Origin of the sequence: Mycoplasma sp. OR1901 (genome assembly GCF_013348745.1) — a bacterium.
Taxonomy (GTDB): domain Bacteria; phylum Bacillota_I; class Bacilli_A; order Mycoplasmatales; family Metamycoplasmataceae; genus Mycoplasmopsis.
This window is the reverse complement of sequence record NZ_CP054666.1, coordinates 567,348-586,838: the sequence shown is the minus strand read 5'-3', so window position 1 is coordinate 586,838 and position 19,491 is coordinate 567,348. Positions and strand designations below refer to the sequence as shown.

9 protein-coding genes are annotated in these 19,491 nt (G+C 25.2%); 1 reads left to right on the top strand and 8 read right to left on the bottom strand.

All coding sequences use genetic code 4. The annotated features are described in order from the left end of the window. Window positions 1–26 precede the first annotated feature (26 nt). Window positions 27–2,270 (bottom strand): hypothetical protein, encoded by a 2,244-nt coding sequence (locus HTZ87_RS01950; RefSeq protein ID WP_174892889.1) that lies wholly within the window; start codon window positions 2,268–2,270, stop codon window positions 27–29. Window positions 2,271–2,454: 184 nt separating this feature from the next. Between HTZ87_RS01950 and HTZ87_RS01945 the strand changes: the two genes are divergently transcribed. Then, on the top strand, window positions 2,455–5,982 hold the full coding sequence (locus tag HTZ87_RS01945) for a hypothetical protein (protein ID WP_174892888.1): 3,528 nt from the start codon (window positions 2,455–2,457) through the stop codon (window positions 5,980–5,982). Between the two features lie 50 nt (window positions 5,983–6,032). On the opposite strand, the gene HTZ87_RS01940 is transcribed toward HTZ87_RS01945, so the two are convergent. From HTZ87_RS01940 to HTZ87_RS01910, 7 genes are all read right to left on the bottom strand, one after another. Continuing rightward, window positions 6,033–12,065: an MGA_1079 family surface serine endopeptidase gene (locus HTZ87_RS01940; protein ID WP_174892887.1), complete on the bottom strand. Its 6,033-nt coding sequence runs from the start codon at window positions 12,063–12,065 to the stop codon at window positions 6,033–6,035. Window positions 12,066–12,246: 181 nt separating this feature from the next. Next, window positions 12,247–12,900 (bottom strand): LemA family protein, encoded by a 654-nt coding sequence (locus tag HTZ87_RS01935; RefSeq protein WP_174892886.1) that lies wholly within the window; start codon window positions 12,898–12,900, stop codon window positions 12,247–12,249. A 48-nt stretch (window positions 12,901–12,948) separates the two neighbouring features. After that, the gene (gene glyA, locus HTZ87_RS01930) at window positions 12,949–14,265 is read right to left on the bottom strand and encodes a serine hydroxymethyltransferase (RefSeq protein WP_174892885.1); all 1,317 of its coding nucleotides are present in this window, start codon (window positions 14,263–14,265) and stop codon (window positions 12,949–12,951) included. Window position 14,266: 1 nt separating this feature from the next. Then, window positions 14,267–16,552 carry a phenylalanine--tRNA ligase subunit beta gene (locus HTZ87_RS01925; RefSeq protein WP_174892884.1) on the bottom strand — a complete coding sequence of 762 codons (2,286 nt, stop codon included), beginning with the start codon at window positions 16,550–16,552 and terminating at the stop codon, window positions 14,267–14,269. Beyond that, window positions 16,552–17,235 (bottom strand): uracil-DNA glycosylase, encoded by a 684-nt coding sequence (locus tag HTZ87_RS01920; protein WP_174892883.1) that lies wholly within the window; start codon window positions 17,233–17,235, stop codon window positions 16,552–16,554. Before HTZ87_RS01920 ends, HTZ87_RS01925 begins: the two co-directional genes overlap by 1 nt. Then, entirely contained in the window at window positions 17,225–18,202 is a 978-nt protein-coding gene (pheS, locus tag HTZ87_RS01915; protein ID WP_174892882.1) for a phenylalanine--tRNA ligase subunit alpha, read from the bottom strand. The genes HTZ87_RS01920 and pheS overlap by 11 nt, the downstream gene beginning before the upstream one ends. 3 nt (window positions 18,203–18,205) lie before the next feature. Then, the gene (locus HTZ87_RS01910) at window positions 18,206–19,417 is read right to left on the bottom strand and encodes a replication-associated recombination protein A (protein WP_174892881.1); all 1,212 of its coding nucleotides are present in this window, start codon (window positions 19,415–19,417) and stop codon (window positions 18,206–18,208) included. Window positions 19,418–19,491: the final 74 nt, after the last annotated feature.

Below are 19,491 nucleotides of genomic sequence, written 5' to 3'. Positions count from 1 at the left end.
CCTCAAATCAATGAGGATTTTTTAATTTAAAAATCAATAAGTTCAAATTTGCTTGGATTCTTTGAAATTTCTGAAGTTAATTTGTTCTTAAATGAGTTAGGGTTATTATTTGAATTAAAACCAAAATAATCATAATCAGGTGATGCCAATAGACCAAAACCATATCGGTCATCGTTTCCGATGTTTTGCATAAATAGTGCAACCATATTTAAGTTATTATCAAAAACAACACTTCCTGAAGCACCTGAGATTAAATCCAATTTATTTGAAGGTGTATCTTTTAGAACAAATGTTCTAAAATGACCATATTTTTCAAATTCTTGCGCTTGATCATTTAAAATAATTTTATCTATTTTATTTATTATATGTTCTCTATATCTTCTTCCACTAAATCCTGCAAAATTATCTAGAGGGAAACTTCCGATTCTAAAGTCTACATTTGAATGTTCGGATAAATATTTAGAATGAGGACTTAACTTAATTGCTTTTAAAGTTTTTCAGTTGTTTAGATAATTTAAGATATTAATATTATTTTCGTTTTGTGCTTTATTTATTATAGGTTTAATGTCAATTATAGAGATTGCAAAGTCGGCGTTTTGTGTACCATCGTTTTTTAAAACACCACTTGTATTAGTTTGGTTTGATGATTCTCAAAAACCGAATTCAAATCATTCTTTATTAATGTCTATTGAAATACTTCTATCAGCATTTCTTACCAAACTATCATTACTATGTGGTATCATCATTTTTTTCATGACTCTATGGTCTGACCATCTATTTTTTAATATATCTACCACATGTCTATTTGTTATAAAGTAATATCTAAAATCATTATCATCACTAGGCTTTACTTTAGATAACATAGTCATAGTTCCGCCACCAACAACAAAAACACGTTCCCTAATTTTTTTGAATAATTCATCTTGATTGTTAGCAACGTCAAGAAGTTTAGCACTAGTATTATTGTTGTAGAAATCTTCATTAGAATTTAATGTAGATAAATTTTGATTTGTAGGTTTACTAAATAAAGTAAATTCTTGTTCTTGATTAGTGAAATATGAAACAGATGTTACTGTTGATAATTTATCTACTAACAATCCATTTTCTTCTAATTTATCAAATGATATTTTATTTTTATTTAAAGGTTTTATTCTAACTTTTAAATTATTGTTCACTATTTCTGCATTAATTTCAAAATTATTACTGTCATCAACTGTTTTTAGTGGCGTTTGAATTAGTAAATCAAGATCAAATGTGTAGTTAAAAGTTAACACTTGAAATGAAGTTGTTGTTTTTATATAAAAAGAAATCTTTTTATTAAAAAACTTTTTATTTAAATAATTTGTTATATCTCTGTTTAAAATTATTTCTTGATCGTCTATTTCTAGGTTATTATCTTGAACTAACGTCGGCATTATTTTAGTTATATAAACTTGAGCGTTATTTGTTGTCGGATCTTTAAACTTAACTTGTAGATTAGGTATTTGTTTATACCCGTCAAAACCATCAAAAGTTTGAAAACTTAAATGTGTTCATTTTTCTGGTTCTTCCATAAAGTTACCGTTAATAAATGATATAGACTTTAATAGTTCGTTTTGAAAGTATCTTTCAATTACCATTCTATTTTGTATATTGTCTTTTATTATTATATTTTTTGGAAATTCGTTTTTACTAAAAATATCTTTTGGGTTATTTACCTTATCTATAATTTGTTCTTCTTTTTGTTCTATTTCTATCTGCTTATTTAAAATATTAAATTTAATATCTTGGTTTTCTGAAGTTAACGAAATTATTTCAATGCCATCTATATTATTAATATTAAATTTTATAGAATCATCAGTAATTGAACTTAATTGTTTATCAATTTCTTTTAGTCTATAGTTTAAGACAGTTCTAGAATTATTTAACAATTTTATTTCTTCATTATTTTCTAGTTCAAAAATTAAATTGTTATCCACTAATTTTATTTTTGAAATATTTATTGTTTTTATATCTTGATTATCATCAATTTGATTTATTTCATTTTGGTTAGTATTATTATCTTCCTTTTCTTCTTGTGCTTGATCATCTTTTTTTGTTGTCGCATCGTTGTTTATTTTATCATCGATTATTTCTTCTGTTTTTGATTTATTTTGTCCTTCGTTTGGGATATTTATATTATTACTATTTTCTTTTTCATTCTCAACGTTATTTTTTACTACGTTAGAATTGCATGAAATTACTAAAAACGGTAAAGGTAAATAAATAATTCCTTTAAATATTTTTTTCATTATTCTCCTTATAACTTTTTCTTATGAAGCATTAATTATATTATAACTTATATAAATAAGGCATTTTTGTGTTAAAAAAATAATTTATTCTCACTAGTTTTGGAATAAAAAAATATTTTTCGTTTTTCTAAAAATTTGTATAATAACTCGAGAAAAAAATAATTAAATTAAATGAGAGGTTAAAATGAAAAGGAAATTATTAAAATTCGGTTTAGTTTTAGCTGCGGTTACTGTCATTACAGTTCCTACCGTTGTTGTAGCTACAACTAAATCTAATAAGAAAAATAAAAATGAAGTGAAAGTTGATTTTAAAAACATATCAACAACATTTACATATAAAAATGCCGATCAAATTACTTTTGCCCAGGCAGATGTTAAAAATTCAGATAACTTCATTTATAAAAATGTAGAAGGGTACGGTTTTAAATTTATAAAAGCTGAAAAAACAACTAGTGGTATTACAGTTACATATAAAGCTTCTAAAGATGGGAAACTATCAGAAGATAAAACATCTATGATATCAAAATCAAGTTTTAAAGCTGAACCAATTGACTTCAGTAATGTTTCAACAACATATACATATAAAAACTCAAGCGAGACAATATTCGAAACAGCTGATTTAACAAACGGAGAAAACTTTGTTCCTGCTATGAAAGAAGGGTTTACATTTAGTTTTATAAAAGCTGAAAGAGACTCTAATTTAATTACAGTTACATATAAAGCTTCTAAAGATGGGCAACTATCAGAAGAAAAAACAGCTACAATTGAAAAATCAAGCTTCAAGCAAGAAGTGTTAAACTTAAATAATGTTTCAACAACATGAACATACACTGAAGCAGCTACAACAACATTTAATGATGTTGTTTTAACAGATGGTACTAAATTTACAGCTACTAAAGTTGAAGGATTCGACTTTACTTTTGTAAAAGCTGAAAGAGCAAATGATGTAATTACAGTTACATATAAAGCTTCTAAAGATGGTAAAAATTCTGAAGAAAAAACAGCTACAATTGCAAAATCAAGCTTCAAAGCTGATAAAATTGATTTCACAACTGTTTCAACAACATGAACATATTCTGAAGCAACTACAACAACATTTGAAAATGCTGTTTTAACAGATGGTACTAAATTTACAGCTACTAAAGTTGAAGGATTCGACTTTACTTTTGTAAAAGCTGAAAGAGCAAATGATGTAATTACAGTTACATATAAAGCTTCTAAAGATGGTAAAAATTCTGAAGAAAAAACAGCTACAATTGCAAAATCAAGCTTCAAAGCTGATAAAATTGATTTCACAACTGTTTCAACAACATGAACATATTCTGAAGCAACTACAACAACATTTGAAAATGCTGTTTTAACAGATGGTACTAAATTTACAGCTACTAAAGTTGAAGGATTCGACTTTACTTTTGTAAAAGCTGAAAGAGCAAATGATGTAATTACAGTTACATATAAAGTTTCTAAAGATGGACAAGAATCTGGAGAAAAAACAGCTACAATTGGAAAAGCAGGATTTAAAACACCATTTAACTTTGGTGATACATCTACAGAATGATCATATAAAGATGCTGCTTTAACAACATTTGAAAAAGTTCAAGAATCTGATTTAGCAAATAAAGATAATTTTATACCTGCTGAAAAACAGGGATTTGTGTTTAATTTTATAAGTGCTGAAAAATCAACAGACTCAATTATAGTTAAATATACTATTACAAAAGAAAATGAAACATCAAAAGAAAAACAAGCAACAATTTCAAATAATTCATTTAATAAAAAACCAATTGCACCAGAAAAAGAAACTGTTATTTACCAAGAAATTATAACTAATTCAACTGGAGTAAGATTTGATCAAATATTTAAAGAAGATTTAAGTTTTAATGTTTCTGATGAACAAGCTAAAAGTTTAAATATTTCTGCCGGAATGTATAAATTAAAATTTAATGATTCAGATAAAAAAGAAATTTATTACGCTGATGAAAGTAAGCCATTAAACAATGATGATGGTGATGTTATTAAAGTTGTTGAAGCCACTTTAACAGATGTAACAGATACAGAAATTCCAAATGTTAAATACAAATTATCTATTAAATTTTTAAGAAGAACTGGTGCAGTTTGATTATCGGACGGGAATAATAAATCTAACTTTACAATAGATGCTAAATTATCTTCCGAAGATAATCCTGAAGATTTAGATAAATTAAAAACATTTACAAACAATAAAACACATACATGAACAAGTAAACCTAATTCAAATGGTGAGAATAAAAATTACATAACTTTCAAAACTGTTGATGGGCAACCTAAATTATTTAGAAGATTTGCTTTTAGTTTTTCAAAAGATTTAGAACATTTTAATAAGATAGCTTTACCAAGCGAAATTTATTTTGAATATTCAAACGATGGTGTTACTTTCGAAAAAGTACCTTACCAGTCAAGAATTAAAATGAAAGATTTTGGACATGTTCATGATGGAAAAGTAACAATTAATGGCAAAGAATGATCATTTAAACATATAAATGATGATGAATTACGTATTGAAACAACATTCAATGATGTTTCTGCAAAGTATTTAAAATTATCATGAATTCCACAAACTATTACAAATAGCGATAATGAAACTAAAGTAGTTCCATTCAATATTTTTGGTGTTGATATTTTATATAAAAATCCAGGAACAACAGAATTTGCACCATCTGAAACAATAAATTCATATAAAAAAGATGATTTAAATGAAGCGAATTCTGAAAAAGAAAAAATTCAAACTCTTATTAATTCTCTTGGAACAAAAGAAAAATATAGTAAATTAAAAACTTCGTTAGAAGAAGAAATTCAAAAATATGATGCTCTTAATGACTATCAAAAAGTTAGATACATAAATAATTTAAAAACAAAATTAGAAAATTCCGAAAGTGAAAAAGAAGCTATAGACAATAATGTTGAAAAAGAATTAGAAATTTATGCTAATAATGTTAAAATTAATGTTCTTGATAAAACAACTATTAATTGATACAACGATAATACAATAACAAAAGAAAAATTTAAAATTGCAGATAATGATCAATATAAATCTGTTGTAAATAGTGTTCACAAGAATTCTAATTTTACTTTAACTGTTAATTTTACTCTTACAAAAGACGGTAAAAACAAAACTTCTGAAAAAATAATTCCGCTTAGAGAATTTAAAAATTATTCAACAAATTTTGAGATTTTAAATGTTACTTTAAATACTATTTATGGTGATCGTAGATATATTGATTTTAACGTTAAGATAATAAATGATCAACTTAATGTCAATGATGTATTAGGAAGTAAAACAAATAATGGTACCGGTAAATACAACTACATGAAACCAGATAAAGAAGTAAAATTTGCTTTTATTAATAAGGATGAAGAAAATAAAAAAAGTGAAATTCCTCTTAAAGTTTTAATTGTAGGTCATGATAACAATAATAAAATTCTAAACTTAAGAATTCAATATCCAGTTTCATACAAAGAAGCAAATAATTACTATTTAACTTTCTATGAAAATAACGAAAATGATTCTTCTACTTTTTTTGGTAAAAAAGAACTTAGATTTAACTATGATCATTACTACAACTTTAACGAAGGTGTTGCTACTCCTAAATCAAACCCTATAATTACAACCAAACAAGAAGATGTAAGAGGATTTAACTCAGGATATCCAATTACAACAAAAGAACAAAATTAATTTAAAAAAGAAGCGAATATTACGCTTCTTTTTTTTAAATAGTAATGATATTACTCATTATCCTCATCAATAAAATCTAGTTTTGTAAATCATGGTTCACTAAATTTATTTGGATCACTTAAATTTGCTCTCAATATTTGAGCATAAAACGAATTTGTGTTATTAGAATCAAATGGGTTATTACTTTTATTGTTAATTCCAAAATAATTAACAAATTTACTTTTATATTTGATACCAAATGTATAATAACCTTTTCAACCTGATGCTCAAGTTGCTATGTAAGTATCATTATCTACATACATACCACTACCTGAACCACCTCCACCTAAATAAGCTGGGTTATCGTTTTCTTTTTGAGTAATTTTTACGTATATGTCTTCAAGATTTTTTTCATATCAACTTTTATAGATTTCTTGTCTTCTATAAATTAGTCCCATCATTTTCATACCAGGATAACCTATTATACCGATGTCTCTAACAAATGGTACTGTTATCCTATCTTTAGAATTATCAAAATCTAGTTTTACACCACCTATATTAGCTAATTGATCTAATTTATAAATGAGGTTAAATTGACCATTAGATTTAGCGTCTTTATATACATTATTAAAATCGGCAATAAATATACTTAAATCAGATGTGCTTGGTTTGTATTTACCTAACCAATAAAAACTATTGATTTTATCGGTTATATTTTTATTTTTATCATACTCTTCTCAACCTTTTTCTGCTTTTTGATCAACGGCAGTTCAAATTAATTGAACGCTTGGTTTTACACTATCTGGATGATTGTTTGATAATACATCGTAATATTTATTAACACTTGATTTATTATATTTTGGAGCGACAACTAAATTAAAAGGTTTTTCAACTTCAACATTTTCAATATTTAAAATCTTATCAAAATTATGAACTCCCCCATTGTATACGTGTCTATTGGTTGCTAAATAAAATCTATAGTCATGTGGATCATTATTAACTTTACCAATAATCGAAGTAGATCCAGTTCATCTAGATGCGACTACTTGAACTGATCTTAATCATGTATTTTTTGAGAACTCTCAATCTTTTTGTTTGTTTCAATTTAATGAGTCTTGATTCATTAAATAACCTTCATGGAATTTATAAGGCACATTTTGGTTAGGGTAATACACTGATTTATTAAATAAAAATTCCGGATCATTACTAATTAATATTGGTTGATTTTCTTCAGTGAAGAAAATATCATTATAGTTAAATTTATTTGAATCAACATTAAAATCTTCATTTTCTTCGTCGTTTCAATATTCAATTGTTATTTTGCTACTATTAGGTAATATCAACATTGATCTATTAGAATCAAATTTAACATTTTCTTCAAATAATTGTGTTTCAGGTTCGTCAATTACTATTTTATAATCTCTATTTTCTGTTTGTATTACAACTTTAATACCTTTTAATTCATCTCATATAAAGATTACTTTATACTTAAATTTAGAATCATTTTGGAATTCAGAATTATCAACTTCAATTGACTTATCAAACTCAATAATCTTATTCTTCATAAGTTCTAGAAAGTCTATATTATAGTTATAAGTATTTCAATTAAATGTTTTATTATTACCTCTAATTCTATCTTCTTTTAAATTATCATTATAAAGTATATTGGCTCTTATATTGAATTTTATATTAGCTTTTTTAATATTTGGTTTTAGTAAGGTTTTATCAATATATTTTTTATCTAAATATCAATAAGCATTATTTTCTTCAGTATTTATTTTTCATTCCAAATCTCTTCAATATGGCTCAATTATTCTGCGTCTAATTACTTCGTTAGTGCTTTGATATATTACACTTAAATTAGAATTATCTAATAATTTATCTAGATATTTTGTGTTTTCATTATCGCTAATTTTATACCATATATGTGATTCTATTTTTTTAGTACTATCACTATCAAAAGTGAAACTATTCACTCCTAATTTGATGTACATTTGATTGTTTAATTCTTTTACAGAAGAAATATAGAAATTATTTCAATTTAATTTATAGTTTCTATAAATTAAATTTCTATTCGAGTCTTCTCCTTTAAATGTAATTAAATTAAATAATTCTTTTCTATGAGTATTTCAATAGCTAAAATTACGTTTATTTAATTCATCTTTATTAATTATAATATCGCTTAATTTAATGTTATTTAATATCATTTCTGGATATATTGCTTGTTCATAATCATTAACAATATTAATAAGATGATATGTTTTGTTATTGGTATATCTTTTATTCGAATTATGTTTGTTTATTCAACCGAGTTTGAAACTCATTCCACGATTACCTTCTTGTTGTACATCGTAAAAGTAATAAAAGTAATTTGAATTAATATTATTAATTCTATTATCTAGATATGGAGCAATATCTAAATCATAAAGTGATTTGTCGCTTGAAAGTGGTAAGAACTGCTGTTTATCTAAATTAATACCTTTTCTTTTATCTGCATCACGATGTGTAATTTCAAAGAAATAATTTAATTTAATAAAAGCTTTTTGTTCAACTAAATTAGCAACGTTTATGCCTCTATAGTAATACTTAGCAGGTTCATTTCTTCCATCTTTCATAGCTGCAAGGGTTTTTCGTCAACTGAAATTTGATTCATTAATATTATCGATTATTTGCTTATCATCATCGCCAATAGAAGAATATTCAGTTGAGTTAAAATCTGAATTAGCAAATATATCTTTTTTAGGTTTTATGTTTTCATAATTTAAAAACATAAAGTTATTAATTGTAAATTTATTTACTAAACCACTTAATGGTAAAGGTTGTTCTTTGCCGTCTTTTTTATATCATAGTTTAAAATCAGCACTTCTATTTCAATTATTTATATTCTCAATTTGAGCAATATAGATTTCATAATTTCCAAATTTAGGCATATTGTAGTATTTTTCTAATGCTTCTTTTGCTTCTGATGCAATATGATCAGTGTGATTTCATCTATTATTAGGATCTTTTAATGTTAAGTTATTAAAGAAAGCTTCTTTACTATTTGATTTAATTATTTCCATTATTTTTGAATAATTTAACTGATCTCAATATTCTTGTTGTGTTATGTTATCTTTTCTGAAATTAATATTTTTATTTGATTTAAGTTTAACAGTTTTTAAAATTTGATTATTAAAAGTAATGTTTAAATATCCGTTCAGAACATTAAATTCGTCTAGATTTAAATCATTAATTTGGTATTTAAAATATTTTCCTATGCCGCTATAAAGTGGTTTTATAAAGTTGTTAACTTTAGCGGCTTTTAAATTTTGAAATTCATCTTTTGTGTATGAATTAAATGAATCATAATCTAGATCAAATATCTCATCGATATAAACATATTCAATATCATTTAAATCGTTAATTATTCCTTTTTCGAATGTTTTAACCTTTGTGAAATTATAAGTAAATTCCTCAACCCCTTTAAACTTTAAGGTTACTGATAGTTCTAATTGATTTAACTGGTTACCAACTATTTTTATGTTATTTATAGTGTAATTGTATGTTTTATCATCAAAGTGGTCAAAAAATAATTTAGCAGTTTTTAAATTGAATGAACCTGGTGTTTTAAAAGTATCTAATTGATATCTATTTTCGTTTTCGTAGTTTTCAAGTGTGAAATTTTCATCAGCAATATTTTTTAATAAGTCTAGAGCTGAAATGTTATCGTTTTCATAATTGCTATTATTTATTTTTTGGATCTCTAAAATAAAGGAATTTATTTCAGATATACTTGAATCAAAATTAAGAATATCAAAACTTTTTAATTCGTTTTTATATAAGCGTCTTTTGTCGCTTAATAATTTATAAAAATTGAATTCTTTTAAGTTATTTATTTCCTTACTTTTGATTTTTTCCTTAAATGAATTAATTTCATTTTTTAGTTCTTCTAGTTTATTCTTAAGGTTTTTGAAGTACTCAAAATATTGTTGATATTGTTCTTTAGTTCTAACTGATTTAATAAATAAGTGTAGATCATCTTTTATACTCTGTTTTATATTTGTTTGATTTAATATTTCTTCTAATTTTAATTGATATTTATTTAAATAATTATCAATATTATTTTTTCTTAAATCAAACTCGTATTTTATGTAAGAATTATTAATTTGTTCTTTAAATAATTCTTTTTCTTCATTAGATAAAAGTTGCGAATTTGATATTAGATCAATTATTTTATTTTTTTCTTGTTCTAAATTAATAGATTCGTTTGCTAATGAATTATTTTTAATGTAATTTTTAATTTTTTCTATTAATTTTAGAGCATTACTTGAATTGTAATTATTTTTTTCTAAATTAATAACATTAGTGAATTCTTCTTTAAATAAATTATCTAGTGAATAGTCATTGATTAAACTTTCTAAGATGTTAATGTTATCGTTTAATTTAATTAATTTCTCAATAAATTGATTTTTTTGATTTGGGTTATTATAATAAATTGATTTGTTTTTTAAATAAATGTCTTTAACTACATTTTGGTTGAATGAGTAATTTTCTAAAGAATGTATATAGTCGCTTATAGTTAAATTATGTTTTTTTACTTGTTCATAATATTTAACTTTAAAATCATAAAGCTTCTCTATTTTTTCTAATGAATCATCACTAAAAATAGTTTTTAAATCTATTGTTGATTGATTTAATATCTTATTTAAATATTCTTCAAAAGTTAACATTTCTGAATTTTTATTTATCACAACACCTTCAAGTGGTTCAATTACTTCTAATTTATTATATTTAGAAATAATATTGAATAATCTATCGATGTTATAGTTAAATAAAATATATTGTTCATTATTTAAAAATGGATATTCATTAACAATTCTATTTTTTAAAATATTCATATTTTCATCATTAAAATGACTTAAATATTTGATTATTTTATTTTTATATTCATTATTTTTAATGGTTATTTCTTGATTTATTTTGACTAAATTTAACATATCGTTAGAAATTAAGTAATATTCATTTAAATTTTTGTTTAATTCAAATAAAGAAATGTCTTTATTTTCTAAAATATCATTGACTAATAGTGCTTCTTTATTGTTAATTTCTTCATTATATAAATTAATATTATTTTCTTCTTTAAATTTTCAATATTCGCTTATGTTATTCAAAATTTGAATAATTTTTTTATTAAAATTTTGATATTCTTCCTCTGAATCAAAATAAATATAATTCTCTTTTATAGCATTTATAAAATTAAGTGTTTTTTTATAATTTAGTTTACTTATTTGTTCAATTAGTTCTGTTTTATATCTGATATTAAGCTCTTCTGCTTCGCTATTTATTGAATTTAATTTAAGTTTATAATCTAAATAATTTTCGAAATATTGAATATCAATTTCTTTTTTATTTAACAAATGGCTTAAATTATTTTCAATTTCATTAATTTTTATTTTCTTTTGTTCTTCGTTTAGTTTGTTTAAATATTTATTTTCACGTGCAATAAAAGAAAATATGTTGTTTTGAAGATTGATATATTCCTCATCATTATTTATCTCTAGCGTATCATAATATTTAAGTATTTCATTTTTTAAATTTGCTAATGAATTATTATTGATTTTGTCAAATTTCTCTTCAAAATTTAATTTATAAAATAGCTGTTTATCATTGTTTCATGTCTTTAATTTATTGATATAGTCATTTATTTTATTTAAGTTAATTTCAAGAGAATCATTGATAAATGTGTAATTAGTTATTTTGTTATTAACTAAAGTTTCTAGTCATATTTTTAGGTTATAGAAATCATCGTTTATTAATCCTAATTGATAAACATTTTTAAAAGTTTCTACATTTTCATTTAGTAAAATAAAAGTTTCAACTAATTTAACAAAATTATTATTTAATTTTTTGTATTCATCTGGTTTTAATTTAGTCGGATAGCTAGATGTAAATTCGTTAATAAAATCATTCAATTTATCATCATTTATGTTCTTTAATGATTCTGTTAATTTGTTTTTAGGATTAGAATTATCATAATCATTGCTTTTACACGCGATCGTAAAAAGTAGTGGAGATGCACTTATTATTGATGAAAGTATAAATTGTATTTTTTTATTTTTCTTCATGTTTCCCCTTTTGCTTTTTTGATTTTTTAGCTCTATGTGTAGGTTAATTTATTTTAAAAAATATTTGTTTTATTATTATATATATTATTTTTTATTCTGTTTAGAATATTGGTATTTAAAGGAGAAAAATTTTTTGAATGTGGTAAAAAAAAACACATTTTAATGTGTTCTTTTAATTGGATTATAACCCTAAACTTTCAAATGAAACGTCATCTCTCTGTTTTTGGCTTGCTTGGAATAATGGTAATGTTGTTAATTTCATTGTTGTAGATACAACATTGTTTGGTCATGTAAAGATACTTGAGTTGAATTCGTTAACTCTTGAGTTGTAAAGTCTTCTAGCTGCTCCGATTTCTCTTTCGATGTATGTAGATTGTTCCATTAATTCTTTATATAAATCTGATGATTTTAATTCTGGATAATTTTCACGAACTGCGATCAATCTTCCTAATGCAGAACTAGTAAGTTTTTCTAATTCAACTGAATCGTTAATGTTTCCTGTTCCTGTAAGTGCTCTCATTCTTGTAACACTTGTGTATAGGTCTTTTTCGTGTTCTTTAAATGATTTAACTGAACTAACTAATTTATATAGTGTGTCAGCTCTTTTTGCTAATTGAGTATCAATTGTTGATGCTGCTTCATTAACATCATTTTGCATTCTTTTAAATCTGTTTGATTTTATAACGTATGCTACTGCTGAAAAAATTCCTAAACCAATAATTCAGAACATGATTTTTCCGAATAAGCTAACTTCTGGTTTTTTCACTGAGTTATCTACTGAAGGTTCTAAACCTTCAGGTCTAGTATACTCTCTATTATTAAATAAATTTGACATTTTTCTCCTTAATATTTTATTTACGTTTATTATTATACATTATTTGTTTTATGACTTAACAATTAAAATTATATGTAATTTTTTAATTATAGGGTATTTTTGTGTTATTTCGAGAACTTGTTCTTTTAAATTATCAAGTAATTTATCTTGAACATCAGTTGATTCTCCACCGTTTAATTCAATGTCAAATTGAATTTTAAGTGCTTGATCCATTATGGAAGCTAACTTTTCTCATTGGTCAAAGTTTCTACTTGTCATAGCTGCTGTTCCAATTCTAATTCCACTACATTGTGTAGGTGGTAATTTATCAAAAGGAATGCTATTTTTGTTAATTGTTATATTAATTTTACCTAATACTTTTTCTGCTTTGACACCGGTTAATAATACTTCATCTTTATTGAATTTATCAACTATATCAAGCATAAATAAGTGGTTATCAGTTCCTCCACTAATTACACGGTAACCTAATTCTTTAAATGCATTTGAAAATTTAGATGCATTTTCAACTATTTTATGTCCGTACTCTTTAAATTGTGGTTGTAAAGCCTCGTAAAAAGCAACAGCTTTACCAGCGATAGCGTGGAAAAGTGGTCCACCTTGATAACCAGGGAATACTCAACGATTCATTTTTTTAGCTATTTCGTCATCGTTTGTCATGATTATTCCACCACGACCACCTCTTAATGTTTTGTGTGTTGTTGAAGTTATTATGTCAGCATAACCTACCGGAGAAGGGTGAACACCAGCGACAATTAAACCAGCAATATGTGCAATATCAGCCATTAATTTAGCTCCAACTTTATCAGCTATTTCTTTAAATCTCTTGAAATCGATAGTTCTTGAGTAAGCAGAATAACCACAAATTATTAAATCCGGTTTTTCTTTCATTACTAATTCTTCGATCGCGTCATAATCTAAGGTTTCATCTTTTCCTAAATCATAAGAAACTGAGTTATAAAAGATACCACTAAAAGAAATTTTGTACCCGTGTGTTAAGTGGCCTCCTGAACTTAGCGAAAGACCCATGATTTTTCCACCGCTTGGAACAACCGAAGCAATAGCGGCAGCATTAGCTACTGAACCGGAATAAGGTTGAACATTTGCATACTTAACGCCAAAAAGTTTTTGTAAACGTTCAATTGCCGCACTTTCGACAATATCTACGTATTCACATCCGCCGTAATAACGTTTATTTGGGTATCCTTCACCATATTTATTAGTTAAAACGCTTCCTTGCGCTATTAAAACGTCTTCAGAAACGTAGTTTTCACTAGCGATTAATTCGATGTGTTCAAATTGTCTGTTTAATTCATTATTAATAGCATCTGAAACAACTTTATCTTTTAAATTTATTTTTTTATACATATTATTCTCCTTTTTGAGAGTTGTATTTATTATTCAATAACTCAATTTCTTCTTCAGAAGCGGTTATTTGTAGTGTTATTTGTTTTGTATCATCTTTGTGATATTCATCTATTTTTTTAATTGAAAAAGCATTATTATTAGTTGTTTTTTCAATTTCTTTTATTATGTTTTCTAAATATTCTTCTTTGGTTAATGAGAAAGTTAAATCAATTGTTTTAAGTGGATTTGTATTAACTGATTGGTATGCAAAATTATTTGAATTTATAGGCTTGTTGATATCTTCTAAAATTGAAGGTTTAGCAAATGAATCTAACAATATTTCTGCATAAAGGGCATCTGTAGAATCATATTTTGGATGTAATTTACCAACTCATCCAATTAATTTATCGTTTAATACTATGTAAGCACTTGCGTATGGGTTAATTGATAAAGCGTCGTTTGTTTCAACATTGTTTATATCTAATTTAAACTCTTTGTTATCTTGTTTAAATTCACGTACAAACTTAATTTCTTGGTTTAAAATGTTAATAATATCATTTTTGAAATTTACATAATTTTTAGTTGTGGTAGCCATACCTAAAACTAATTTATTATTGTTGATCATACCTTTTTCGAAAACATTAATGTCTTTAATTTTTCTTTTTTGGTTATATTCAACAACTTCTTGAATCGAAGTGATTATAGAATTTCTAACAACTTCTCTTTCTTTTGAAACAAAAGTCATTAACTTCATATCAGTATCAAACTTAAATGGGTTAAACGCACTTTTTTCAATTGATACAAGAGTAAAGGTTCTAACTTCATCATAACCTTGAGATACTAAAGTGTGTTTTAAATTATTTCTTTTTTGCACTACATTATATGGTTTTGAGAAATATTCCATTGGTTTGAAATTATCATATGAATAAATTCTAAATAATTCTTCGATAATATCTACTGGTAGTTCAATATCATATCTATAGTTAGGAACTAAAACATCTATTTTTTGATTTTCTTTATCGATTTTAACTTCAAAATCTAAGTTAACTAATTTTTGAATTGAATCGCTTAATTGATCGATATTATCAAAATTACCGTATAGTTTTAATAAGTCAAATTTAACGCTAATTTGTTTTTTCTCAGGGACACTAATTGGGTTAATAACTTGTGATGTTTCAAGGTTATTTACATAACTTTGAATAAAATCCATCCCCATTTTAGCTACTTGTTGTGAAATAACTCTTGATGCTTGTGAAGAACTATTTGTGCTTAATTTAATTTCTTTGGCACCATGACGAATTAATTCATTTGGGAAAACACCTACTTCAAATAAAAAGTGTTTTGAATCTTTTTCGCTTTTAGATTCTTCTAACCCCATAACAGAAGCTATTGAGATCTGCTTGTTTTCGTCTTCGATAACTAAAACATCATTAACTTCCACATTTTTATTTCCTAAAATATTTAAATTACCACTAAACATTTTGTCATTAATTTTGTTTGAAATTTTATTTTTATCATAAACATGAGCTGTAGCACCAATATTAAGTAAAGTTAAGTTTGTTAAATTAACCGCTCAGTTATGTAATGAAGAAATATTATGTTTTGCAAGTAACATTTTATCGTATAGACTTGTTTGTGTTTCGCCTTTAACTTCAAGGAAGCTTAATTCTTTAGAAATTGTATTTTTAACTTCTAAATTTGATTTAAAAGTTGGTTTAACATCATTAAAATCAAATTTAAATTCGAGATTATAGTAAGAAGCAATTTCTTTTGCAATATAGTAATATGAATTCAAGTCATTTCTATTAGTTGTTAAACTAATTTCAATAATATAATCGTCTAATCCTAATACTTGCACAGGATCATCTTCAAGAGAAGCAAAATCATTTGGTAATACTAAAATTTCATCTCTTTCATTTAGTAAGTCATACTGGTAACCAAGTTCGCTTCAAGCGGCCATCATCCCTTCTGAAATTTCACCTTTTAGTTTTTTAGCACCAAAAACAAAATCACCTTTTTTAGCACCTACAGGGAAGCAAGTTATGAAATCGCCTTCTTTTAAAATTCTGTTTGTAGTTTGAATTTGGATAATTCCGTTTTTAGTTTGTAAACTAACCATATCTAATCTATCAGAATTAGGGTTTAATTTAACGCTTAAAACTTTAGCGAATAATACTCCTTCTACATCGCTAAATTTTTCAGTATTTTCAACTTCAATACCTAAATTATTTAAAGCTGTTTCAACTTCTTGATGTGTAAGTTTTTTATTAGAAAAAAACTTATTAATATGATTTAATGATAAAAGCATTAAATTACCTCCTTAACTAAGTCTCAATTAATTTGTCTTGTTTTATGTTTTTTTAAAATAGCATTGATTTTTTTGAATAGTTCAAAGTTTTCAAAACCCTTTTGATAGCTGAATGGAGAAGGGTGAGATGTGGCTAATATATTATTTGGGTCTAATTTATTTAAATTAGGAAGTTTGCTAATATATTCTTGAGCTTGTTTTCCTAACGCTACTATAATTACATTATTATTTTCGTTTATTACGTTTTCAACTACTTTTAAAGTAAAGTTTTCTCAACCGATATTTTTGTGTGAGTTAGCTTTCCCATATTCAACAGTTAATACTGTATTTAATAATAATACACCTTGCTTTGCTCACGCTACAAGTGAATTTGTTTCGATTTTTGTGTCAGGATAATCTTTTTTCAATTCTTTAAAAATATTGTTTAGTGATGGTGGAGTTTTTTGCCCTCTAGTTGAAAAAGCTAAACCATCAGCAGTTCCTAAACTATGATATGGATCTTGACCAATAAATACTACTTTAGTTTCTTTAACTTGGAAGAATTCAAAGGCTCTAAACATATCTGTTTGATATGGTAAAACTACTTTATTTTCTTTTTCAGCTACCTTTAATTCATTAATTATGTTGTCAAAGTAAGGTTTTTTTCCTTCGCTTGTTAGTATATTTAAAAAACTATTTTTCATATTTAAATTGCTCCATTATTCTCATATCATTTTTGTAAAGGTCTCTGATATCTGTGAAACCATATTTTATCATTGTTATTCTTTCAAGTCCTAAACCAGCTGCAAATCCATTGTATTCTTGATTATCAAATCCTGCAAGTTCTAGAACTCTTGGGTGTAACATACCTGCTCCAAGTATTTCGATTCATCTTCCTTTGTAAAATACGTCAACTTCAACACTAGGTTCAGTGAAAGGGAAATAACTTGGTCTTAATCTAATTTCAACTTCTTGTTCTAAAACATATGATAGTAATGATTTTAGAGTTCAAATTAAATTTTGGAAACTTACTTTACCAACTGAAACGAAGTCTAATTGAGTGAATTGGTGTGAGTGTGTTGCGTCATCTTCGTCATTTCTGTAAACTTTACCAATTGAAAAAATAGATACTTCTTTATTTTTTTCTTTTGAGTGTTTATATTCATCTAAAGCTTTGGCTGTAATTCCTGTATTATGTGTTCTTAATAAAGTTTTTTCATTAAAGTAAAGTGAATCGTGCATTGCTCTAGCCGGGTGGTTTGAAGGTATGTTTAAACGTTCAAAATTAAATTCATCAGAAACAATTTCACCATCTTCTTGTTCATAGTACCCTCTTTGTAAAAATCAATCTCTTAATCTTTCTTCTGTAATTGTGATTGGGTGTAAAGATGCTTTTTTAGTACTTGGTTCGGTAAAATCGATAAAACTATTTTTAAGTTTATTTTGAGTTTCTAATTCTTGAATTTTTTCTTCAGCTAATTTAAAAAAGTCTTCATATTCCTTTTTTAAATTTTTAATTTTCATACCGATTTCTTTTTTCTCTTCAGGTGAACTTGTTTTAATTTTTTGTTGTAATTCAAACATTTCACTACCTTGATTAAATAATTCTGATTTTATTTTTTTAAGGTCTTCTAATTTATGTATCTCATTAATATCTAATTTTTTATTCATAATTTATCCTTTTTTAATTTTTTCTCAATATTTCTTTGAATCTTGTTCGAATTTAGAATTTCCATATTCAAATATTTTAATATCTTTTAATTTTTGCGGTAGATAATTTTGCTCAACTCAATTATTTTCATAATCGTGAGGATATTTATAATCTATTCCATAACCTAATTTAGCAGCCGATTTATAATGCCTATCTTTAAGGTGTTTTGGTATCGGGTAAATTTTACCACTATCAATAAGTTCTATTGCTTTACTTAATGCTAAATATGTTGAGTTGCTTTTTGGTGAGTTTGCTAAATCAACAATAGCCGCTCCGATTGCTAATCTTCCTTCGGGCATACCAAGTCTTTCGTACGTTCTAATCGCAGCTTCAACTCTATAGCCTACATTTGGATTCGCCATTCCAATGTCTTCGTATGCTACACAAAGCATTCTTCTAAAAAGTCCATTTTCGTCACCTGTTTTTAAAATTAACATCCCATAGTAAAGTGAAGCATCAATATCGCTACCCCTTAAACTTTTGTGAAAAGCAGATAGGTTGTTAAAGTGTTCATTTGAATTTGAATCACTATAAAAATTAATGTTAGGTATAACTTTTTTTAAATCTTCAGTAGTAATTTCTTTTTCAGAACCTATAACTAAAGAAATTAACTGAATATTATTTAAACATAATCTTAAATCACCTGAAGAAAATCTTGAAAGTGATAAAAGCACTTCATCACTAATATTTAATTTAATTTTACCTTTAGCAATTAATTTTTTTATGTACTCGACAATTTCGTTTTCATCAATTTTATGTAGTTCTAATATTTGCATCCTACTACGTAAAGCTGGATTAACTTTAAAGTATGGATTTTCTGTTGTAGTTGCATAAACTATAACTTTATCAAATTCTAAGTAAGAAAGTAAAATATCTTGCTTATCTTTGTTTAATCTATGTATTTCATCAATTATGATAATTTGATTGTCTTTTAAGATTTTAACTAATTTACTCTTATCATCAATTGAGGCGTTAAAATATTCATAATTCAAGCCCATATTTTTAGCCAAAATAAGTGCCATAGTAGTTTTACCAACACCACTTTCACCAAAAAAAATAAAACTTGAAGTCATTTTATTTTTAGAAACTTTTTTGAGAAGATCTACTATATTTTTTTGACCTACCAGATCGTCAAAATTCTCTGGTCTTAACTTATTTGCTAGATTATTATTCATATTATTTATATATTATATTATTTTTTTTAACTTTTATATTGATATATTTAAATAACTCTTATATAATTTAAAAT